The organism is Brucella lupini (assembly GCF_002252535.1).
GTDB classification, from domain to species: Bacteria; Pseudomonadota; Alphaproteobacteria; order Rhizobiales; family Rhizobiaceae; genus Brucella; species Brucella anthropi.
In genome coordinates this window covers 1-19,686 of record NZ_NNRN01000014.1, presented here as the reverse complement: position 1 = coordinate 19,686, position 19,686 = coordinate 1, and the positions used below count along the sequence as shown (strand labels likewise).

Sequence of the window (19,686 nt, the reverse complement as noted above, 5' to 3'; positions counted from 1 at the left end):
GTCCTCACTAGGCCCTCGCCGCTGCGCTCGAGGCGAGCCGCGTAGTGCTCCGCACCCTGCCGGAGAATAGGTGACTGCTCGACGCCGTGCAGGCGCTCCGCGACGTGGGCGAGCTGCTGCACGAGCTGCGCCAGCTCTGGCTTGTAATCCTGCGGCGGTCCCTGCCGGTCAAATTCCTCAAAGGCGGCTTCGACGCCCTTGCGGATGGTGGTCATTTCCCGCGTGAGGTCGCCGGCGAGACTTTCGACCGTTTCCCGCAGCGCGTCGAAGGCGGCGGCCGGGTCGCCGGCATCGTCGGCCAATGCTTCCGGCCCAAATTCTCCCCTGTCGTCGTCCAGTTCCGTCATATGATCTCCTTGCCTACATTCCCATGCCGATGCCCCGACTGAGGCGCTGGCCGCGTGTCATTTCCTCTTGCAGCGCGCGGGAAATAGTCTGCTCCCGGCGCAGCTCATGCTTGATTCCAAGCTCCCGGCTGCGATTGCGTACGATGGATTCCGCCTGCGGGTCGCGTTCAAGGCTCTTGGCAAGGCCGCTCATCTGGCTTTCGACCTTGGCGCGGGCATCGTCGTGCTGCCAGCCGCGAAGTTTCTGGCGCTGGCCGTCCAGCTCCTGCCAGCGGTTCACGAACCGCTCGGCCCTGACATTGGGGTCTTGCAGGGCGGCGTTCTCGCGCTTCATGCCGTCGATGACCTGGGCGACACGCTCCCGGCCGAAAAGCTCGGTCATGGCGCGCGCCGTCTGCGGATCGTTTTGCAGCGTCGAGCGCATCAAATCTTTCATGCCGTCCTGCACCTGGTCGAGCTGCTGCCCGGCCTGCCCGATTTCCTGCCGCTGCATGTCGAGAACCGGCAAGCCATCGCGCCGGTGCTGGTCGATCGACTGATAGGCCCGCGCATAACGATCAACGGCCGCCTCAAGCGGCGACTGCCGCCGCGCCCGCTCTGCCAGCCGATCTTGCGCCGGCGTCGGCCGCAAGCTCCCCTCTCTTTCCGGCCGCTGCTCCACCGGCGATGCCTCGCCGCGCTCGTGGGAGGGCGCAGCGCGGGCATTGAGCTTGAGGCCGGCGAACATGCCGCCCCGCTGCTTCTCGGCCTGCTGCGGCCGTTTCTGGTCGATCTGCGGGCCGTTCTCGCCGGCGCGGTCCTGCTCGGGCCGCTCGGCCGCGCCCCGGCGCTGCTGCTGCCGATCGCCGGCGAGATCCTTGCCAAGATCCTCGCGAGGATCTGCGCGAAGATCCTGCGCGAGATTCACGCCGACTTTTTGCGAGGATCTCGGCGCGCGGTCCTCGATGCGCTCCCGCTCGGCAGGGTTCCGCTCGGCCGTCGACTCCCGTTCCACACGTAGCCCGGCGCGCTCGGCCGGAATCTCGATCTCGCTGCGGATGCCGATCGCCGCCGCAATTCCGCGCCGCTCGGCAAAGTCGCGGGTATAGTCGAGCGTGGTTTCCTTCACGCCCGACCGGGACAGGCGGCGTTCTAGCTGGCTATAGGCGAGCTCGCCGCCGTCCTGAACCTTCCACGTATTACGATGCGTCTGCGTGCCATCCGGCAAGGTGACGGGGGTAGAACCCTCATGCTGAAGGCCGATCTTGTCCCCGATCTCCGGCGCGGCCTCCGTCATGGCGCGCTCAAGATCGACGCCCCATAGGGTGCGCCGCTCGCCCTTGTCGTTTTCCAGCGTCACGAAATAGCTGTCGGACTTCTGCGGGTCGTGCTCATAGGGCGCGGCCCCATGCTCGACCAGCCGGCCGGCATTGGTGAACTCGTCCTGTGCCGCGTAGAGCTGCACGCCGTCGCGATGCCGGGTCATGGCGACATAGGTTAGATGCCGGTCCATCGTCCCCGACGCCATCACATAGGACCGATCGACCGTTGCGCCCTGGTTCTTGTGAATCGTCGTCGCATAGCCGTGGTCGATCGCCTGATAGTCGCCCATCGGCACGCTGACGCTCTCGCCGCCCCGGCCGTCGAGCTGCGCGACGATCCGGCCGGCCTCGACATGCTCGACGGTGCCAAGCATCCCGTTTTTCACGCCAAGGTCGCGGTTGTTCTCCAAGAACACGATGCGGTCGCCCGGCGCGAACTCTCGGCTGCCGTCATTGGTCTGGAAGGTCAGCGCGCCGGCGTCCTCGCCCTGCGCCAGCTCGCCCCGGTCCTGTAGCTCTGTCCGGATCGCGTCATTGATGGCGCGAACATCGGCCCGGCGATGCGCCATCGCAACCCGGGAGCCGTCCGGCCGCTCGTCGCGATCGGCAAGATAGTCGCGCACGATCTGCCCGCGCGCGTCCTCGCCGGTTTCGGCAAAGCTGATATTGCCGTGATCCCGGTAGGCCGCCAGCCCCTCGACTGTGCGGTGCGTGGCGAAGTCAACCGACGCCTCCCGCTGCCAGTCCACGCGCTGCCGGCGGATTTCGGACAACTCGGCATGGCCGATTTCTTCCGTGATCGCCCGGAACGGTGCGCCGGCCCCGATCGCCTGTAGCTGCTCATGGTCGCCGACTAGGACGATCTTCGCCCCGCGCGCCTCGGCCTCGCCAACAAAGCGGGCGAGCTGGCGGCTCCCGACCATGCCCGCCTCGTCGATCACGAACACGTCGCCGCGGCCGATCGTGCCGCGGTCGTTCTCCCAACCGCGGGACCATGACGCCAGCGTGCGGCTCTGGATGCCGGAACTTTCCTCCAAGCCCTCGGCCGCTTTCCCCGACAAGGCCGCGCCGTGGACGGTGTAGCCCTCGGCCTCCCATACCTCGCGCGCTGCGGCGAGCATGGTGGACTTGCCAGCGCCAGCGAAGCCGACAACGGCGGAAATCCGCTCCGGCCCGGTGACATGCTCGATCGCCCGGCGCTGCTCATCGGACAGCCGCGCTGTCACGTCGCCGGCGCTGCGCTGAATGGCGGCGTCTTGGGCGTCTATGGCGCGCTCGACATGCCGGCGATCGACGCCGTGAGAATGCGCCGCGTGCATCCGCTGCGCGCTCTCGATCATGCCGGATTCGATCTCGACCATCTCGCGGGTCGAATAGCGGGCAAGCTCGATCTCGCCCGTTGCCGGGTCCGCGCGCTCGGCCTGCAACTCTACCAGTGCCGGCGAGGCCATCACCTTCGCAAAGGCGCTCTGGAACTCCTGCACATCGTCGTTGATGTAGCGATGAAGCGTCCGCGCCACGTCGCGCCGATCGAACACGCTCTTTTCGCCGGTGATGAGCGTTAGAACCTGCTCCGGCTTCTCGCGGATAAGATCGGCGTTGCGCTGCGCCGCTTCCTCGTCCAGCCGCGTGCGCGCCACGTCGAGGCCGCGCCGCTCCATCTGTGTGGCATGGACGCCCATATGCTCGGTCGGCGCGATCTCTAGCCCGCGCTCCATATGCGAACGGTGGTCGATCCGAATATCAAGACCGGCCATTGCAAGCCGCTCGTTCGCGATTCCTTCCCACGTCTGGCGAAGGTCGCGAAGCTGCATGTCCGTTGTCGGCAGACCGTTGGACAGGAGCCGCGCATTCTTGTGCTCAAGATAGGTCTTGTCGCCTAGCCCGTCCTCCGTCACCTGTCGCGTGGTCATCATCACATGAGCATGGTGATTGCGAACGTCGCTGGCGTCATGCGGCGCGTGAATGGCGAAATCCACGGCTGCGCCATAGCGGTTCGCCAGTTCCTGCGCCAGCTCTCGCGTTGCCTCTAGCCGCTGTTCCGCCGAAAGCTCATGCGGCAAGGCAACCTCGAACTCGCGAGCAACGCGGGCGTCTTTTCGAGCTTCGGCAAACTCGGCTGCGTTCCACAAGGCCGAACGATCCTTGGCCCAATCAGCGTTGACGCCTTCCGGCAAAACGATCTCGGCATGTTCCACGCCCTGCTTTGCCGTGTAGTCATGCGTGATGCCGTCGCGCTCGTTGGTCAGCCTCTCCCCGGCGCGATAGGCCATCGAAGCGACTGCACTACGGCCCGACGCCCGCGAAACTGGCTTCATGCTGAAATGGTAGATCGCCAACCCTATTGCCTCGATACCGTTTCGCCGTTTCCCGCCAGCCTTCAAGCTGGCGGCGCGCTGACTTGCGAAGCAAGTCGTAAGTGCGCCCTTCTCAACTCTATCGCTCCGCTCTTTCGTCGCTCGGTGTGGCGCTTGCGGCAAGGTCGATGCGATAAGCTGAGAGCCGGATTGTGCTGCAACGCGGGCGGGTTTTCAACCGGGAGAAGATGAAATACAGGTTCGGTGCTGGAAAAATGCGCGCTTTCGGCTAGGATTGACCCTCGATCAAAGAGGACGCGACGACATGGCTCGGAAATCCATTGAGGAACGACTTGCGCAACTGGACGCCCAACGCGCCGCACTGAAAGCGAAGCTCGGCAAGGAGGAACGCGCCAAGGACACCCGCCGCAAGGTTCTGCTCGGCGCGCTCGTGCTGCATCGCCTCGAAAACTCCAACGATCCCGATTTCACCAAGCGACTCGGTGACTGGTTGCGCCGCGAGCTGCCCGACTTCCTGACACGCGACGGTGACAAAGAACTCTTTGCCGATCTGATCAGCAAAGCACCCGCCACAGGCGCGACAGGCAGCGCCGGGGAGGGCAATGCATGAGTCAGGCAAGACTTGCATGGGGCGCGTTCAAGAACATGCTGCGCGCGGCCGCCCGCGATCCGCTATGGGCGTTCCTCTCCTTGATCGCCGCGCCCTTCCGTGTCTGGAAACCGCTGCTGCAAAGTCTTTTCATTCTGTTTATCGTCCTGTTCGTCGTCGGGTTGGGCGGGCGCACCGTTCTGCGAGACTTCGGAGGCTTTGGCCCTGGCTCCATTCCGGTCATTGCCTGGGACTTCGTGACGCTGTTCATAATGGCCGCCATCGCCTTCCGCTTCCTCACCAATCCCCTGATCCTCCATTTCGGAGACATGGAAGGCGAAACCCACGGCTCGGCCCGCTTCGCGACGAATAAGGAAACCGCCGCCCTCACCCGTGCCGATTCCGGCCTGCTGATCGGCCGCGATCCGAAATCGAAAAAGCTGCTGCGCTATGACGGCCCGGCCCATCTGCTGACGATGGCCCCGACGCGCACCGGCAAGGGCGTGGGAACCATCATCCCGAACCTGCTCACCGCCGACCGCTCCGTGATCTGCATCGACCCCAAGGGCGAGAATGCCAGGATCGCCGGCCGCGCCCGACAGAAGTTCGGCCCGGTCCATGTCCTCGACCCCTTCGGCGTCACCGGCCAACCCTCGGCCGCCTTCAATCCGCTCGGCCAGCTCGACCCTAGCAGCCTCGATGTCGCGGAAGACGCCAGCACCCTTGCCGACGCCCTGGTGTTCGATGAACCGGGCATGGCCGGCGAGGCGCATTGGAACGAGGAAGCCAAGGCGCTCATTGCCGGCCTCATCCTCTACGTGGTGTGTCACAATTCGGCGGAAGACCGCACCCTGGAAATGGTGCGCTACTGCCTGACCGCCGCCCCTGACGCCTTCCTCACGATGCTGAAGGACATGCAGGCCAGCACGGCGGCGCGCGGCCTGATCGCCCGCGCCGCCAACCGCCACCTTGCGAAATCCGATCGCGAGGCGGCCGGCGTCCTCTCGGCCGCGCAGCGCCATACCCATTTCCTCGACAGCCCGCGCATTGTCGATGTGACGGCCCGCTCGGATTTCCGCTTTGCCGATCTCAAGCGCCGCAACGTCTCGGTGTTCCTCGTCCTGCCGCCCGATCGCCTGTCCACCTATTCGCGATGGCTGCGCCTGCTCGTCGCGCAAAGCCTCACCGATATGGCCCGCGATCCCGCCAAGCCGGCCGCGCCGGTCCTCTACCTGCTGGATGAGTTCGCAGCCCTCGGCCACCTGGCCCCGGTCGAACGCGCAATGGGCCTCATGGCCGGCTACGGCGTCCAGCTCTGGCCCATCCTGCAGGACGTTCACCAGCTCCGCGCCACCTACGGGCAGCGCGCCGGCACCTTCCTGTCAAATGCCGGCGTCCTACAGGTCTTCGGCGTCAACGATCACGACAGCGCCCGCCTCGTCTCCGATCTGCTCGGGCAGGAAACCGTGGTGTTCCAGACCATGAGCCGCGCCCTCGATGCCGAACAGACCGGAATCACCTACGGCGAGCAACATACGGCCCGGCCGCTGCTGACCCCGGATGAGGTTCGCAACATGCCGCAGAACATCGAATTGCTGTTCCTGGCCGGGCAACGGCCGATAGTCGCCGGCAAACTGGCCTATTACGCCGATTCCGAGTTTCGGGGGCTGTATGACGCTCCCTGAAAGCCTCGCCCATCTGCCCGACAGGAAGCGCCGCGAGCTGGAACGGGTCGCCGCGATCCTGTTCGATGAATTTGACGATGCCCTGAAAACCAAGCTCTCCATGAAGGGCAAGCGCGGCCGCATCCTCAAGCTGATCCTGTTCGGCTCCTATGCGCGCGGCGATTGGGTCGAGGATCGCAAAAGCGGCTATCGCTCCGACTATGACGTGCTCGTCGTCGTCAACTACGACAGCTTTGCGGAACAACATGAAGCCTGGGAAAAGGCCGCTGAACGGTTCCTGCAAGAGCTGACCGTCACAAAGCACCTGGCAACGCCGGTCAACTTCATCGTTCACACCATCATGGACGTGAACGACCAGCTTAGGCGCGGTCGGCCCTTCTTCGTGGACATAGCCCGCGACGGAATCGTGCTCTACGAGGCTCCCGGACACCCTCTCGCATCCCCTGTGCCCCTCGCGCCGGAGGAAGCCCGCGCCGAAGCGAGGCGGCATTACGAGCACTGGTTTCCGTTAGGATGCCACGCGCTCAAGCTCGCCCAGGACAGCATTGCCGACGGTGTGCCCCGCGATGCGGCTTTTCTACTGCACCAGGCCGCCGAGCGGTTCTATCATTGTGTCCTGCTGGTCCTGGCGCTCTATAGCCCCAAATCCCACAAGCTGACTTTCCTGCGCTCCCACGCGGAGCGGCTTGCGCCGCAGCTCATCGCCGTGTGGCCGCGCGATACCCGTTTCGCAAAGCGCTGCTTTACCCGCCTCGATCGCGCCTATGTCGGCGCGCGCTATTCCCCGGCCTATGAAATCACCGGCGAGGAGCTGGCCTGGCTGGTCGACCGTGTGACGGCGCTGCAAGAAGCCGTCGCCCCGATCTGCGCCGGCCGGCTCGACGGTCCCGGCGCTGACGCTGCCTCAAGCTGATCCTGTTCGCTCATTCACTCATTCACCGATTCACGCAATCGCTGAAACGCACAATGGCAGATTCGCGTATTCACCTGGCCGCCCCTCGGGCGAAACGGCTAACGGTATACCGTTAGCCTATCCTGCCATCTCTAAGCGGTCCCGGCGCTAACGCACCGGGGCTTTGTTACGAACGGCCCTCCGGCTCTCTACAGCGCGATTGGGGAGCGCGTTCGCCTCCGGGCCGGCGCGGCTGTCGCCGCGTCCTGCACGCTGCTTCCCACGTCAATGCAGCGCCGTCTTTCCCGGTCGGGGCAGCTCGCGCACCGTGCGGTTGATGATCTTCCTGAGCGCGCGCCAACCGTAGAGATTGCGTTCGCCCACGCGCTCCTGAAGCGCGGTCAACATCCAGCCGGCCGCCGCCACGTCGCCGGCGTCCTTGTAGGCTTGGAACCGCTCAAGGCAAGTGACGATGCGCGGCCGCGCTGATCCTTCGCCGTCAAGGTCGATCGCCGCCGCGAGCGAGCGCGCGTCCTGATAGGCGTCCGCGATCCGCTGCTTGTCGTCGGGTCCGCTCATGACGATCACCTTGACCGTGAACATGAGGGTATCCAGCAAATCGGCCGTTTCATCGCGCGGCCCCTTCATGCGTTCCCCGCGACCTCCGGCGCATCACCCAAGGGTGGGCGCAGGATCGGCCGCGACCAGGCCGGCGAGGCTTCGCCGGCGAATAACGGCAATTCCACGTCGAGCGACGGCGCGGCCGCGCTGAAGCGCAAACCGTCCTTGCCGCCGTTCTTGGCCGCATACATGAGCCGGTCGGCCTTGCGCAGCAGCTCGTCCAGATAAGCGCCATCATCGGGCGAGATCGCCAGCGCTCCCATGCTGCATGTCACATGATGCGCCCCGTTCGCCAGCGCCGCCGAAAACCGCCTGTGCAGCCCCTCGGCCGTGGCCTGGGCGTCCTCGATCGCCGGAAGCGGCACCAGCAAGGCGAACTCGTCGCCGCCCATGCGGCCGAAACAATCCTCGCGCCTGAGCGCGGCCCTCCCCTCGCTCCCGAAATGCTTCAGCACCAGGTCGCCGACCTCGTGGCCGTGCCGGTCGTTCACGATCTTGAAGCCGTCGAGATCAAGATAGGCCAGCAACAGCGCCCGGCCCTGCGCGGCCGCCGCCTCGATCATCGCCGCCGCTTGGCTCTCGAACGCCTGCCGCGTCAACGCGCCGGTGATCCCGTCGCGCCGCGCAAAGATGCGCTCCCGCTCGTAGCTCGCCCGGAACCGCGACACGATCGCGGCCATGATCGCCAGCGAAAAGGCGTGCAGCGCCAGATTGCCCGCAGCGCCGGCCGGCAAATGTCCGGTCGCCGCTATGCAGGTTCCGACCGACAGCGCCGCGCCGATCACGGCCACGGCGAGCCCGGCCCTAAGATCGAGCCGCCAGCTCGCAAGGCAGATCGGCAGCAGATAGAGCGGGCCTAGATGAACGTGCGTCGGGTGGATGAGGTATCCCCCGAGCGCAATGCACAAGATGCTGAGGATGAGAACCCGCCACACGCCGGCAGAGGTCAGGGAATCGAGCTGCTTTTCCAGCGAAGTAAGGAAAGAGTGCGCCCTAACGCCCCTTGGCCTGCGTCGGTCTTCCGTCAAGTCATCCGGCCTCCTGCGCCCTGCCCCTGCCTGTGCGCCCTCAAAACAGGGCGGGCCGCATCAGGGGAAACGTGATGCGCAAGAGTGCGGAAACCGGGTGTTGGAATCTCCGAGGTTAGTCGGGACACAGACGCCTTTAGCGCAAAGCCTGGACATGCGCGCCCGTCACCCGGTCGCCGCAAGCTTCCATCTACATCTAACCTTTCGAGGATTCCACGCCCCGGCCCGCGTCTCCACAGGCGTCAAAGATTATAACGGAAAAAACTTAAGGTTTGCAGCCGCCAATCGGTAAAACCCGACCTAACCACAGCCGCGACGGTAGCCCCCGGCCGGCCCGCTCTTATCATATTGGGCTGTAGGGACGGCCGGGGGCGGATGATTACATGCTGACATGCAAGCATGTTTATCCGCCCTACTTCCGCATGTCCTCGGGGTGGCGCTTCGGATCGAACCATTGCTTACCATCCTTCTCGCCGCGCCACGGACTCCCAAACTCGCGACTTGCTGGTGGTTCGTCGGCAGTCAGGTCCACGCTCCGCACGGCTGCACGTTCGCGGCGGTGTTCCCGCTGCTTGTAAGGCTTATCACTCGCCGCCGTGGTTATACCGCAGCCGGGGTTTTTCCTTCGCGAACGGGCCATTTCTACACCTCAAGCTAATGCAGCGCTTCTATGCCCTTCCGCCGTATGACGTTCAGCAAGGCCAGCGCCGGCCCCTTGGCCTGGGCCGCGCCCCGCTCAAGCTGCGACACATAGCCGGGCGTCACATTGAGATAACGGCCGAACGCTGCTTGGCTAAGGTGCGCTTGCTCGCGCACGGCCCGCACCTCCGCGCCGGTCATCGGCGTTTCGGTCGGCAAGACCTTCTCTCCAAGATGCCGGGCCGTAATCTTGTCATAGGTCGCCTCGTCCATGATCCCAAGGCGGCGCTGCGCGCCGGCCATTTCCGCGATCTCGCGGGCAAGGCGGCTAGGCTTCGTCGTCGTCATGCTCGATCTCCTTCAAATCTCCGTCCTCAATGGCTTGCCCGACCAGCTCGGCCGACGCGGCAAGCCAGTTCACGCCGATCGTGCGTAGGGCTTCCAGCTCATCATCATCAATGTTGTCGCGATCGTTTTTGGCGAACGCATAGAGAAACACCGCACGCCCGGCTGCGCGATAGGCGACGATCATCCGGAACCCGCCTGAACGGCCTTGGCCGGGCCGCGCCACGCGCTGCTTGATAAGGCCGCCGCCTAGATCGGCGTCGATAATGCCGCGCTCGGCCCGCTCGATCGCCTCGCCTAAGCTGGCGTCGGCAATTCGCTGCCGGCGAGCGAACCGCTCAACGCCTCTGGTCAGGAAAATCCGCACGGAACCTCTCTATAACACCAAAAACTATAGTGTATGGTGTTAGATTTTCAATCCCCGCCCTCACGGACAACCGGATAATTGTATTTGGTGAAAAGCAGGTTCAGCGCCTCGGCCACAAGCCGCTCCTGCGTGATCCGCTTACCCTTGTCGTCGCGGGTGCGGAAGCTGAGTTCTTCCAGCGTCTCCCAATAGGCCGGCGGCAAATGGTGGGTCTTGGCCGCCTTGCCGGCCCGCGACGGCGGAATATAGGTTCCGGCGGGCTGCGGACTGCCAGCGGCCCGCTTTGGTGCGGTTGCCGTCTCGGAAACGGCCGGAACTGCTGGCTCGGTCGCCGGCTGCTCAGCCGTCTTGATGGCGGTCGCCAGGAGCGAGGGCTTGCGGCTCATGCTTTCATCCTTTCATGCTTACCTGTAAACATACTTGCCTGTTCCACAAGGAAGCTGAACAGGCCGGCGATTTCATTGGCCGCACGGCCTTCCGGTTCCATCTCTTGGGGAGTTTGGCCTATCGCCGGCGCGTCCTCGTAGGCTTTCAGGCGCGACACATGGATGGGGGCAACCTTCACGTTAAAACTCGCGGCAATCGCGGCGGCATCGTCAACCGCCCTGCCCCCGGCGTTCGGATGCACAAGATTCAACACGACGAAGGTTGGCGGACTGCCCGCCATATCCAGCAGCCGCTTTAGCGGCTCCAAAGTCTCGATCGAAAATATCTGCGCCTGCGACGGAACCAGCACTATATCGGCGTGCTTGGCCGCTTCGACCGAAGCACTTTCCATCTTGCCGGGGGTGTCGATGAATACCCAATCCATGCCAAGGTCGCGATAGGCGTCAAGCGAGCGCCGCATAGCGCCGGGCTGGATCGAGGCAACATCCGGCCCGTCGCCCTCTCGCCGGTCAAACCAGTTGACGGCGTTCGTCTGCGGATCAAGGTCGAGCAAGGCCGATTTCTTCCCGGCCAGATGCGCCGCGACCGCAAGCGCCGTCGCGATCGTCGTCTTGCCGGTCCCGCCCTTTTGGGTGCAGAACGCTACTGTAATCATGTGTGCATCCTTTCATGTACAAGAGCCTACATGCTTCCTTTCTTACATGGAAGCATGTTTACATTTATAGGCGGTTAACCGTCTTCGCCGTCCTCGGCCGCCATCGGCTCGTCGCACTCACCGCAAACCAGGCGCACGCCGGGTTTCGCCCAGGCGTTAAGTTCGCAGCTCGGGCAGGTGTAACGGGTTTTGCTGGCCGACTTCGCCTTGCGCTTCTTCCGGGCGTCGGCGTCGTCCCAAAGCTCCACATAGAGCGCCGAGAAGTCGGGTTGCGCCGCAAGCTCGGCAAAGGCGCGGGCGTAGGGGCCGCCCTCGACAATGTAATGGCTGCACGATTGGCCGGTTTCCTTGCCGCCTGGCCGGCCGGTATCGGAAGGGTGCAGGCCGATCGCGTGCATTTTCGCGGCCCATTCCTTGTTGTGATAGCCGGCGCGCGACGGCTTGCCGAAATGGTGCTGCCAAAGGTGCGCCATTTCATGCGCCAGTGTCGAAAGGCTTTGCTCGTCCGTCCGACTTTTGAAGTGCGACGGATTCAACGCGATTTCGTCGGTGATCTCCGCGCCGTCCTTCGATCCGAACCGGCCGCCGGCGAAATACCCATAGGCTTTGTTTTTACGCTGCAAGGTCACGAGGCAGGCCGGCAGCTCGCCGCCGAAAAGCCGAGCGTTGAAAAAATCGAACGCCCGATTCAGCGCGGCATAGGTCTTTGCGGTCGGATTGGCGGGGGACATGGCGGCCTCTTTTGTTCCGTACGAAACAAACATTGCATATTTCATGCTGACATGCAAGCATGTTTACATGTTTCCATATTTCGCGCTGCCCTTGCCCCTCGCTCCCTCTCGAAAGCCCATAGGAGGGCGGCCGCAGGCGCAAGCGTTGCGATTTAGGTGGTGAGGGAGCCGCTTGCCGGCCCGCCTGTACGCGGGCCGGAACCGCCGCAGGGCCGCGAAAGCGGCCCGAACAGCGGCGACCGCTTATGTTTTCACATAGAGAATAGAATTAGATGGGGATTCAGTCTGGTTATCGGACTCACGTTTCATCAACGATCTAGCCATCTGTGCGAGGCTGCGCCCGAGCTGGTTATCGCCCACGTCGAGCAAGGTTCGCTCATCGAGGGGCAGGGCCTTCTTGTAGGCGTCGATTGCCTCGCTCCAAGCCCTCTGGTCCTGTCCATGATCCGCAGGCGGGGGCGGAGCCTTGCCGAACCGCCCAAGGAACTGCCGGGCTTTCTCTGGCAGGGACAGACGGTAAGCGTTGCTGGCCTGCTGCACCTGTGGGCCGCGCCCCTCGTTGCCGGTCGGCTCATAGCGCCGCAGCCAGTCGATGAAGCCATGAGCCCGCAGGTTCTTCAGCGCCCGCACGATCGTATCGCGCGAACGGCCCAGGCGATCCATGATCGTGGTGATTGACGGCTCAAGCCGGCCGGTGCGGAAGTCGATGAGATTGACGAACAGCCGCAGCACGTCCAGCGCCACCGATCCTAACGGGCCGCTGCGCTCGCCCTTCTCATGCAAGCCGGCCTCGTTGTAGATTTCGGCCGCCTTCAAGATCGCCTGCACGTCCTTGCGCGTCGTCGGCCGCCATATGCGGCCCTCCGATCGCCCCCGTATATGGCTATGCCGGCGAACTGGCGTCGGGCAGCGCGGGGCAGGGGGTGGGAAAACTAGCCCTAGCGCGGCCTGTCCTGATCCCCGAAGGGCGGCCCGGCGCTCATGGGCGAGTGTTGTAAGCTCCCCGGCCTCGTCGTCGGTGAGCTGGCCCGCGCCGTATCGGGTCCAAACTTCCCGCATGATTTCATCAAGCGCGTTCCCGCGCGCGCAGCCGATCGCGGCCGCGTAGTGCGTCCTCAACATATGCCCTTCGTCCTTCCGTTCGGGAGGGCATGACGGCTTGGACAACGGACAAAATTTCACCGTTCCCGCAAAACGCATGTCTTGCGGGGTAAGTGGTAACGAGCTATGTTGGGGTCAGGTTTGTGGTTGGCCCCGAGCTAGCCGTTCCGAAATCCAAAAACCCCTTGCCGCGCCAACGGCGAGGGGTTTTTCGTTATGCCCTCGTTTCCTTCTCGATTAGCAACCTCAATGCTTCTTCGATCAGCGGCGCGCGACCCGGCACGCCTCGGCGCTCCTTGATCTGGTCCAGTGCGTGGACAAGATCACCCGGAACGTAGGTATTCAGCGCCACACGACCGGCCGCCGCCTGCCGCGCCCGATGGGCGGCAACGTCCTTCCGAATCTTTTCCGTGTTTTGCCTCATGCTTACGAGTAAGCGGTGATTTGGCTGATTCTGCAAGCCCTTGAATCCAAACCGCTGAAATCCGGGGTTTCGTCGGATGCTGACGAACAAGGAAGAAACATGATTGCATGTAAGCATGTGTTCATGTTGCCTCACTTCGCCGGCGCGGTATCAAGCGCCCGGTAGAGGGTCGCGCGATGCACGCCTAGAAGCCGGGCGACTTCCGCCACCGGCTTCTTGTCGTCATGGATGAGCTGGCGCGCGTGCGCGATCTGCTCGGCCGACAGGGCAGGGGAGGGACCGAACCGCACGCCTCGCGCCTTCGCCGTGATCCGGCCGGCGCTCGTGCGCTCCACGATCAAGGATCGCTCGAAATCCGCGATGCCGGCGAACACGGTCAGCACCATGCGCCCGGCCGGCGTCGTCGTGTCGGCCCACGGCTCGGCCAAGGAACGCAGGCCCGCGCCGGCCTCCTTGATCCGCTCCGCGATATTGAGAAGATCGGCCGTCGATCGGGCGAGGCGGTCTAGCCTGGTGATCGTCACCACATTGCCAGGCTGCAAATAGTCGAGCATCCGGGCCAGCTCGGGCCGGTCGCGTTTCGCCCCGGATGCCTTTTCCTCAAAGATGCGGACGCAGCCGGCCGCACCAAGGGCGGCGCGCTGCTGGTCGAGGTCTTGGCCCTGGGTGGACACGCGGGCATAGCCGATCATCATGGGCGGCGGATTCCTGTTGCAAGTTATGTCGCAAGTTTCCTACCACTTGCGACAAAGACTTGCGACACAAAAAGGGCCGGAAAATCCGGCCCTCGGGGAAGTGTCGCAGGTTTTAGGATTTGCGCGACAACAACATTCCGCGCTGGCTCAGTTCTTGCTTGATCTCAAAGCGATTTGCCGCAATATAGCCACGATCAACCGGACCCGCATGGCGGGTGGCTTCTCCGGGCGCCTATCCCCCGGCAACCAGCTAGCTCCCTGCACCATCTGACCAGATGGGTGCGCCGTGAGCATTCCGATTGGACCCCTCATGACTGCGATCGACTGAGCACGCGCGCTCACCAGCATCCGCGCGCTACGCGCGCCTTTTCGCTCCGCGTCCGTCGCGCGCACATCCGCGCCGGCGCACCCTCGCAATTCCAGTAGGTGCCGCTTCGACCGTCCTCCCAGGCGTCGCCGGCACGGAGAACATGCACTTGAACCGTGATTTCATTGGCACACTCAAAACCGAATGGTTCGGCAACATCAAAGGAGACGTGCTTGCGGGCCTCGTCGTGGCGCTCGCCCTGATCCCCGAGGCCATCGCTTTTTCCATCATCGCCGGCGTCGATCCGAAAGTCGGCCTCTACGCCTCCTTCTCGATTGCGGTCCTGATCGCCTTCGTCGGCGGCCGCCCTGGCATGATATCCGCCGCCACGGCCGCCACGGCTGTCCTCATGGTCACGCTCGTCCGTGACCATGGCCTGCAATATCTGCTCGCCGCCACCGTGCTTGCCGGCATCCTGCAAATCGTCGCCGGCATCTTCAAGCTCGGCTATCTGATGCGCTTTGTCTCGAAATCCGTCATGACGGGCTTCGTCAACGCGCTCGCCATCCTGATCTTCATGGCGCAGTTGCCCGAGCTGACCAATGTTCCGGTGCTCACCTATATCCTCGTCGCGGCCGGCCTCGGCATCATCTATCTGTTTCCCTACGTCACCAAGGCCGTGCCGTCGCCGCTCGTCTGCATCGTCGTGCTGACGGCCCTGTCGATCTGGTTCGGCTTCGATATCCGCACCGTGGGCGACATGGGCGAGCTGCCCTCCACCCTGCCGGTCTTCCTGATACCGCAAATTCCCTTCAACCTCGAAACCCTGCTGATCATCCTGCCCTATTCGGTGGCCGTCGCCGCCGTCGGCCTGCTGGAATCGCTGATGACGGCGCAGATCGTCGATGATCTCACCGACACGCCGAGCGATAAGAACCGCGAGTGCGTCGGCCAGGGCATCGCCAACACGGCAACCGGCTTCATCGGCGGCATGGCCGGCTGTGCCATGATCGGCCAGTCCATCATCAACGTGAAGTCGGGCGGGCGCGGGCGTCTTTCCACCTTCTGCGCCGGCGTCTTCCTGCTGTTCATGATCCTCGTGCTTGGCGATCTGGTCAGCCGGATTCCGATGGCCGCCCTCGTCGCCATCATGATCATGGTTTCGATCGGCACCTTCTCCTGGTCCTCGATCAAGAACCTTGCGATTCACCCGCGCTCGTCCTCGCTGGTCATGATCGCAACCGTTGTCGGGGTGGTCTATACCCACAATCTCGCCATCGGCGTCTTCATCGGCGTGCTGCTGTCGGCGGTCTTCTTCTCGTGGAAGATTTCGCAGATTTTCCGCGTCACCTCGACGCTCTCCGACGATGGCGCGCATCGCACCTATCTGGTGGAAGGTCAGGTGTTCTTTGCCTCGGCCGAAGAATTCAACAAGGCTTTCGACTTCAAGGAAGCGCTCGACAAGGTGACGATCGACGTCAGCCACGCCCATATCTGGGACATTTCCAGTGTCGCCGCCCTCGACATGATCGTGCTCAAGTTCCGCCGCGAAGGGGCGGACGTGGAGATCATCGGCATGAACGAGGCGAGCGAAACCATCGTGGACAAGCTCGCAATCCATGACAAGCCCGGCGCGCTCGAACGCCTGATGGGTCACTAAGGGAGGACTGAACATGAAGATACTCGCACTGATCGACGGTTCCACCTATGCCGAAAGCGTCTGCGATCATGCCGCCTGGATCGCCGGCAAGATCGACGCCACCGTGGAAATCCTGCATGTCATCGGCCGACGCGATCTCTCGACGGAGCCGGTCAACCTGAGCGGCAATATCGGCCTCGGCGCGCGCACCGCGCTGCTGGAGGAACTGGCGGACCTCGATGCGCAAAAGGCCAAGATGGCGCAAAAGCGCGGCCGCCTGCTGCTGGAAGATGCCAAGGCCCGGCTTCACGCCGCCGGCGTCCAGAACGTCGAAACGAAGCTGCGCAACGGCGATCTGGTGGAAACCGTGCTGGAGTTTCAACCCGAGACGGATATCATCGTCATCGGCAAGCGTGGCGAGGGAGCCGACTTCGCCAAGGGCCATCTCGGCTCCAATCTGGAACGGGTCGTGCGCTCGACGCACAAGGCGATCGTCATCGCATCGCGCGCCTATAAGCCGGTGAACAAGCTGCTGATCGCCTATGACGGCGGCTCGATGGCCATGAAAACGGTGGATCAGGTCTCCCGTAGCCCGGTCCTCGCCGGCCTCGGCTGCAAGCTGGTGATGGCGGGCGACGATACCCCGGAGAACCGCAGGAAGCTCGATGACGCGGCGGCGATCCTGAAGGGGGCCGGATTTATCCCGGAAGTCGCGCTTGTCCAGGGACAGGCCGACAAGGTGATTACCGCGATCATCGAACAGGAGGGCTACGACCTTCTGGCGATGGGGGCCTACAGCCATTCGCGGCTGCGCAGCCTGTTTATCGGATCGACCACCACGGAGATGGTCCGCTCCTGCAAGGTGCCGGTCGTCATCTTCCGCTGAGAACAGGCGGGCGGGCGCTCGCCCCGCCCCTCGTTCCGGGGAGGACGATCATGAAAACCATAGAGGACGCCGAAGTCGTTCAGGCATTCGAGCAGCGCTTGCGGCAGGAGCTGGCCGAAACGGTTCGGCTGATCGAAGAGAGCAAGGAATACCGCGCGCCCGTCGAGCTGGACCAGCAGAGTGTCGGGCGTCTGTCGCGCATGGATGTCATGCAGCAGCAGGCCATGGCGCAAAACCTCACGCGCCGCCGCCAGGAGCGCAAGGTCGCGCTTGAACGCACCCTGTCGAGAATCCGCGATGGCGAGTTCGGCTATTGCGTCGAGTGCGGCGAGCCGATCGCGGTTCGCCGGCTTGAGATCGATCCGACCTTCAAGACCTGCGTGCGCTGCGCGCCTTGAGCGTGGATAGCAGCCAATCGAAAGGAGCGATCATGTCGCCCCAAAAGCAAACCTTTTTCCTGATCGACGGAAGCCACTACGACCGGCTGCGCTCGGTGTTCGAATCTCCCTTCGATCTGCGCAAGCTGGCCGATATCGCCAATGGCGGCGTGCCGGTGGACCAGGCGATCTACTACCGTGATCTGCGCGACGACGCCGAAGCGGAACGCCAGCGCCCGCTTTTTGGCTGGCTCAAGCATAACGGCTTTTCCGTGAAGGGCCGCACCCACGGCCCCGGTGAGCCGCGCGAGCGATATGGCACGAATCTGGTCCAGATCGCCGTCGATGCCCTTCTTCTGGCCGAACCCGGCGACCATGTGATGGTGTTTGCGGGTGACGCCAAGCTGGAACCGTTGCTCGCGGCCTTGCGGGACGACGATATCAGAGTGTCGCTGATATCGACGCTCGATGCGCCGGACACGATCGCTCCGGCCCCGATCCTCATCGAAGCAGCGGATACGTTCATCGATCTGGCGACGATTATCGAGCAACTGGCCGTGGTGAAGCCTGCTCACCCTTAAACCGGGAATTCTTGCCATGCGATCCGGTTCTTACTGGCGTGGCGACAGTCGCCGCGCTATAAAGACCGTGCTCAATCGAGCAAAACACCCCCCTTCCAGAAGTCTCGCTTAACGTCCAGGCATCCGCCTCGGGCGCAAATCGTGTTGAAAAAATCTCATGGTCAAAGCCTATATCGATTTCACCAAAACAAACTGGCGGCAACTCCTGTTCGGCGCGCTTCTCATGGCGCTTTCCAGCTTTGGACAGACCTATTTCGTCGCCGTATCCGGTTCCTACTTCCGCCAATCTTTCAATCTGAGCGACGGCGGCCTGGGGGCGACCTATGCGGCCGGCACCATTCTCAGCGCCATGACGCTTACCTGGGCGGGTCGCCTGATCGACTATACCACCGTTCGGCGGTTCACCTGGGCCGTCTCGCTGCTTCTCGCCGCCGCCTGCGTTCTGGTGGCTGTCAGCGCCAATTTCGTCATGCTCGCGGTCGCCTTCTATTTCCTGCGCCTCGGCGGACAGGGCCTCATGACCCACACGGCGTTGACGGCGACGGCACGCGCGTTTCCGCAGGATGCCGGCAAGGCACTCGGTATCATCGCCCTTGGGCTGTCGTTCGCTCAGGGCCTGTTTCCGATCGCCGGAGTCACGATGATGGAACAATTTGGCTGGCGAACGGCCTGGCTGCTCAATGCCGGCCTCGTTGTCGCCGGCGTGGCAATCGCTCTGCTCTTTCTGCCACGTCCGGGCGACAAGGCGCTTCGCAGCCGCAATGACCGATCGGGTGATCGTTCATCCACCGAACCGCTGTGGCGTGATCGTCGGCTTTTGCTGACCTTCCCGGCAATGCTCGCCGGTCCCTTCGTCGTGACGGGTTTCTTCTTTCATCAGGCACGGCTTGCCGAACAAAAGGGATGGGATATTTCCGTCGTGGCGGCCAGCTTCGCCGCCTTTGCCATCGTCCAGGCCGTCGCCTCCGTGGTGGTCGGCCCCCTAATTGACAAGATGGGGCCGAAGCGGCTGCTGCCCGTGTTTCTGCTGCCGCAGGCGCTGGCGATGCTTCTGATCGGATTTATTAGCGTACCGTGGATAGCGCCCGTCTACATGGTCCTCATGGCGGCCTCGATGGCGTTCGGCGCAACGCTGGCGACCGCTCTGTGGGTCGATCTGTTCGGCGCGATGGAGCTGGCGCGGGTCCGGTCGGCGGTCGAAGCCGGGACCGTCATCGCCAGCGGCGCATCCCCGATCATCATGGGGATTCTCATCGATGCCGGAATTCCGCTCTCATGGCAGGCACTTGCCTGCTGCGCATATGCGGTCCTGGCTTCGGCCGCCACGATAGGGGTCATGCGCACAAAGTCGTCGCGCTAGCCGGTGTACTACTGCGCCGGCGCTGGCACGGTGATGGTGCATCGCTGATCCTTCCCCGTTTGCCTCGCCGTCTCCAAGCACGCCGAAATCTCCGTGCCGCTAGTCTCATAGAACCCGGCACCCCATTGCAGCTTTTTGACGCCAATCGGATCGACGGAATTGATCATGGCATATGCCGCGTTGATGCGGTCCCGGCCCATAACAAGGCTTGCAACATGGCTGTCGGCCGAGAACGGCAGGAAGCGCGGCAACAGCAAAATCAGGAAAACACCGAAGACGATGCCGACACCACCCGCCACCCACATGCGGAAATCCTGATCTTTCCGATGGAAGGCGCTCTTGTTATGGGAGGCAAGAACACTGCTGATGCGCTCGAGGTCGGCGGCCTGGCGCTCGAGTTGCTGCACGGCG

At 63.6% G+C, this 19,686-nt stretch carries 21 protein-coding genes and 1 other annotated feature; of the genes, 8 read left to right on the top strand and 13 right to left on the bottom strand.

The features are described 5' to 3' along the window. Positions 1 to 347, bottom strand: a 347-nt coding sequence (locus CES86_RS01160) for a DUF6118 family protein (protein ID WP_235819856.1), incomplete at its 3' end; no start/stop codon positions are given. Between the two features lie 13 nt (positions 348 to 360). Continuing rightward, on the bottom strand, positions 361 to 3,987 hold the full coding sequence (gene traA, locus CES86_RS01155; RefSeq protein ID WP_094513343.1) for a Ti-type conjugative transfer relaxase TraA: 3,627 nt from the start codon (positions 3,985 to 3,987) through the stop codon (positions 361 to 363). Between the two features lie 283 nt (positions 3,988 to 4,270). On the opposite strand from traA, the gene CES86_RS01150 reads away from it, so the two are divergent. The 3 genes from CES86_RS01150 to CES86_RS01140 are packed head-to-tail and all read left to right on the top strand — an operon-like array spanning position 4,271 to position 7,153. Further along, positions 4,271 to 4,576, top strand: coding sequence for a mobilization protein (locus CES86_RS01150; protein WP_094513348.1), 306 nt, complete (start codon positions 4,271 to 4,273; stop codon positions 4,574 to 4,576). Beyond that, on the top strand, positions 4,573 to 6,240 hold the full coding sequence (locus CES86_RS01145) for a type IV secretory system conjugative DNA transfer family protein (RefSeq protein ID WP_094513342.1): 1,668 nt from the start codon (positions 4,573 to 4,575) through the stop codon (positions 6,238 to 6,240). The genes CES86_RS01150 and CES86_RS01145 overlap by 4 nt, the downstream gene beginning before the upstream one ends. Then, positions 6,227 to 7,153, top strand: coding sequence for a nucleotidyltransferase and HEPN domain-containing protein (locus tag CES86_RS01140; RefSeq protein WP_094513340.1), 927 nt, complete (start codon positions 6,227 to 6,229; stop codon positions 7,151 to 7,153). Before CES86_RS01145 ends, CES86_RS01140 begins: the two co-directional genes overlap by 14 nt. A 264-nt stretch (positions 7,154 to 7,417) precedes the next feature. On the opposite strand, the gene CES86_RS01135 is transcribed toward CES86_RS01140, so the two are convergent. The 10 genes from CES86_RS01135 to CES86_RS01085 all read right to left on the bottom strand — a co-directional run bounded on the left by CES86_RS01135 (position 7,418) and on the right by CES86_RS01085 (position 14,125). Continuing rightward, the gene (locus tag CES86_RS01135; protein WP_094513338.1) at positions 7,418 to 7,780 is read right to left on the bottom strand and encodes a hypothetical protein; all 363 of its coding nucleotides are present in this window, start codon (positions 7,778 to 7,780) and stop codon (positions 7,418 to 7,420) included. Beyond that, positions 7,777 to 8,781: a GGDEF domain-containing protein gene (locus CES86_RS01130; RefSeq protein WP_143851052.1), complete on the bottom strand. Its 1,005-nt coding sequence runs from the start codon at positions 8,779 to 8,781 to the stop codon at positions 7,777 to 7,779. Before CES86_RS01130 ends, CES86_RS01135 begins: the two co-directional genes overlap by 4 nt. Positions 8,782 to 9,435: 654 nt before the next feature. Beyond that, the gene (locus CES86_RS01120) at positions 9,436 to 9,768 is read right to left on the bottom strand and encodes a helix-turn-helix domain-containing protein (protein WP_094513334.1); all 333 of its coding nucleotides are present in this window, start codon (positions 9,766 to 9,768) and stop codon (positions 9,436 to 9,438) included. Beyond that, on the bottom strand, positions 9,749 to 10,132 hold the full coding sequence (locus tag CES86_RS01115) for a type II toxin-antitoxin system RelE/ParE family toxin (RefSeq protein WP_094513333.1): 384 nt from the start codon (positions 10,130 to 10,132) through the stop codon (positions 9,749 to 9,751). The genes CES86_RS01120 and CES86_RS01115 overlap by 20 nt, the downstream gene beginning before the upstream one ends. 47 nt (positions 10,133 to 10,179) lie before the next feature. Continuing rightward, positions 10,180 to 10,518, bottom strand: coding sequence for a chromosome partitioning protein ParB (locus tag CES86_RS01110; RefSeq protein WP_192802360.1), 339 nt, complete (start codon positions 10,516 to 10,518; stop codon positions 10,180 to 10,182). Then, positions 10,515 to 11,174 carry a ParA family protein gene (locus CES86_RS01105; protein WP_094513331.1) on the bottom strand — a complete coding sequence of 220 codons (660 nt, stop codon included), beginning with the start codon at positions 11,172 to 11,174 and terminating at the stop codon, positions 10,515 to 10,517. The genes CES86_RS01110 and CES86_RS01105 overlap by 4 nt, the downstream gene beginning before the upstream one ends. Before the next feature lie 74 nt (positions 11,175 to 11,248). Further along, entirely contained in the window at positions 11,249 to 11,905 is a 657-nt protein-coding gene (locus CES86_RS01100; RefSeq protein WP_094513345.1) for a SprT-like domain-containing protein, read from the bottom strand. A gap of 243 nt (positions 11,906 to 12,148) precedes the next feature. Further along, complete coding sequence (locus tag CES86_RS01095; RefSeq protein ID WP_094513330.1) at positions 12,149 to 13,027, bottom strand: helix-turn-helix domain-containing protein; 879 nt, start codon at positions 13,025 to 13,027, stop codon at positions 12,149 to 12,151. Positions 13,028 to 13,220: 193 nt separating this feature from the next. Further along, positions 13,221 to 13,430: a ribbon-helix-helix protein, CopG family gene (locus CES86_RS01090; protein WP_094513328.1), complete on the bottom strand. Its 210-nt coding sequence runs from the start codon at positions 13,428 to 13,430 to the stop codon at positions 13,221 to 13,223. 131 nt (positions 13,431 to 13,561) lie between these two features. Beyond that, on the bottom strand, positions 13,562 to 14,125 hold the full coding sequence (locus CES86_RS01085) for a recombinase family protein (protein ID WP_094513326.1): 564 nt from the start codon (positions 14,123 to 14,125) through the stop codon (positions 13,562 to 13,564). Positions 14,126 to 14,322: 197 nt separating this feature from the next. Continuing rightward, positions 14,323 to 14,374 (top strand) — a sequence feature (sul1 is cis-regulatory element that is thought to sense ions involved in sulfur or methionine metabolism; They are found in Alphaproteobacteria). 221 nt (positions 14,375 to 14,595) lie between these two features. On the opposite strand from CES86_RS01085, the gene CES86_RS01075 reads away from it, so the two are divergent. From CES86_RS01075 to CES86_RS01055, 5 genes are all read left to right on the top strand, one after another. After that, entirely contained in the window at positions 14,596 to 16,092 is a 1,497-nt protein-coding gene (locus CES86_RS01075; protein WP_094513323.1) for a SulP family inorganic anion transporter, read from the top strand. A 13-nt stretch (positions 16,093 to 16,105) separates the two neighbouring features. Continuing rightward, entirely contained in the window at positions 16,106 to 16,957 is an 852-nt protein-coding gene (locus CES86_RS01070) for a universal stress protein (protein ID WP_094513322.1), read from the top strand. Between the two features lie 50 nt (positions 16,958 to 17,007). Then, complete coding sequence (locus CES86_RS01065; protein ID WP_094513320.1) at positions 17,008 to 17,355, top strand: TraR/DksA family transcriptional regulator; 348 nt, start codon at positions 17,008 to 17,010, stop codon at positions 17,353 to 17,355. Between the two features lie 32 nt (positions 17,356 to 17,387). Then, positions 17,388 to 17,915 carry an NYN domain-containing protein gene (locus CES86_RS01060; protein WP_094513319.1) on the top strand — a complete coding sequence of 176 codons (528 nt, stop codon included), beginning with the start codon at positions 17,388 to 17,390 and terminating at the stop codon, positions 17,913 to 17,915. 157 nt (positions 17,916 to 18,072) lie between these two features. Further along, entirely contained in the window at positions 18,073 to 19,275 is a 1,203-nt protein-coding gene (locus CES86_RS01055; RefSeq protein WP_094513317.1) for an MFS transporter, read from the top strand. A gap of 8 nt (positions 19,276 to 19,283) precedes the next feature. On the opposite strand, the gene CES86_RS01050 is transcribed toward CES86_RS01055, so the two are convergent. Next, positions 19,284 to 19,686, bottom strand: a 403-nt coding sequence (locus CES86_RS01050; RefSeq protein ID WP_235819855.1) for a DUF6118 family protein, incomplete at its 5' end; no start/stop codon positions are given.

What these genes read in the sequence shown, in the direction of transcription:
- CES86_RS01150 (WP_094513348.1), top strand. Translation starts at nt 4,271, where the DNA reads ATGGCTCGGAAATCCATTGAGGAACGACTTGCGCAACTGGACGCCCAA.
- CES86_RS01145 (WP_094513342.1), top strand. Translation starts at nt 4,573, where the DNA reads ATGAGTCAGGCAAGACTTGCATGGGGCGCGTTCAAGAACATGCTGCGC.
- CES86_RS01140 (WP_094513340.1), top strand. Translation starts at nt 6,227, where the DNA reads ATGACGCTCCCTGAAAGCCTCGCCCATCTGCCCGACAGGAAGCGCCGC.
- CES86_RS01135 (WP_094513338.1), bottom strand. Translation starts at nt 7,780, where the DNA reads ATGAAGGGGCCGCGCGATGAAACGGCCGATTTGCTGGATACCCTCATG.
- CES86_RS01120 (WP_094513334.1), bottom strand. Translation starts at nt 9,768, where the DNA reads ATGACGACGACGAAGCCTAGCCGCCTTGCCCGCGAGATCGCGGAAATG.
- CES86_RS01110 (WP_192802360.1), bottom strand. Translation starts at nt 10,518, where the DNA reads ATGAGCCGCAAGCCCTCGCTCCTGGCGACCGCCATCAAGACGGCTGAG.
- CES86_RS01105 (WP_094513331.1), bottom strand. Translation starts at nt 11,174, where the DNA reads ATGATTACAGTAGCGTTCTGCACCCAAAAGGGCGGGACCGGCAAGACG.
- CES86_RS01100 (WP_094513345.1), bottom strand. Translation starts at nt 11,905, where the DNA reads ATGTCCCCCGCCAATCCGACCGCAAAGACCTATGCCGCGCTGAATCGG.
- CES86_RS01095 (WP_094513330.1), bottom strand. Translation starts at nt 13,027, where the DNA reads ATGTTGAGGACGCACTACGCGGCCGCGATCGGCTGCGCGCGCGGGAAC.
- CES86_RS01090 (WP_094513328.1), bottom strand. Translation starts at nt 13,430, where the DNA reads ATGAGGCAAAACACGGAAAAGATTCGGAAGGACGTTGCCGCCCATCGG.
- CES86_RS01085 (WP_094513326.1), bottom strand. Translation starts at nt 14,125, where the DNA reads ATGATGATCGGCTATGCCCGCGTGTCCACCCAGGGCCAAGACCTCGAC.
- CES86_RS01075 (WP_094513323.1), top strand. Translation starts at nt 14,596, where the DNA reads ATGCACTTGAACCGTGATTTCATTGGCACACTCAAAACCGAATGGTTC.
- CES86_RS01070 (WP_094513322.1), top strand. Translation starts at nt 16,106, where the DNA reads ATGAAGATACTCGCACTGATCGACGGTTCCACCTATGCCGAAAGCGTC.
- CES86_RS01065 (WP_094513320.1), top strand. Translation starts at nt 17,008, where the DNA reads ATGAAAACCATAGAGGACGCCGAAGTCGTTCAGGCATTCGAGCAGCGC.
- CES86_RS01060 (WP_094513319.1), top strand. Translation starts at nt 17,388, where the DNA reads ATGTCGCCCCAAAAGCAAACCTTTTTCCTGATCGACGGAAGCCACTAC.
- CES86_RS01055 (WP_094513317.1), top strand. Translation starts at nt 18,073, where the DNA reads ATGGTCAAAGCCTATATCGATTTCACCAAAACAAACTGGCGGCAACTC.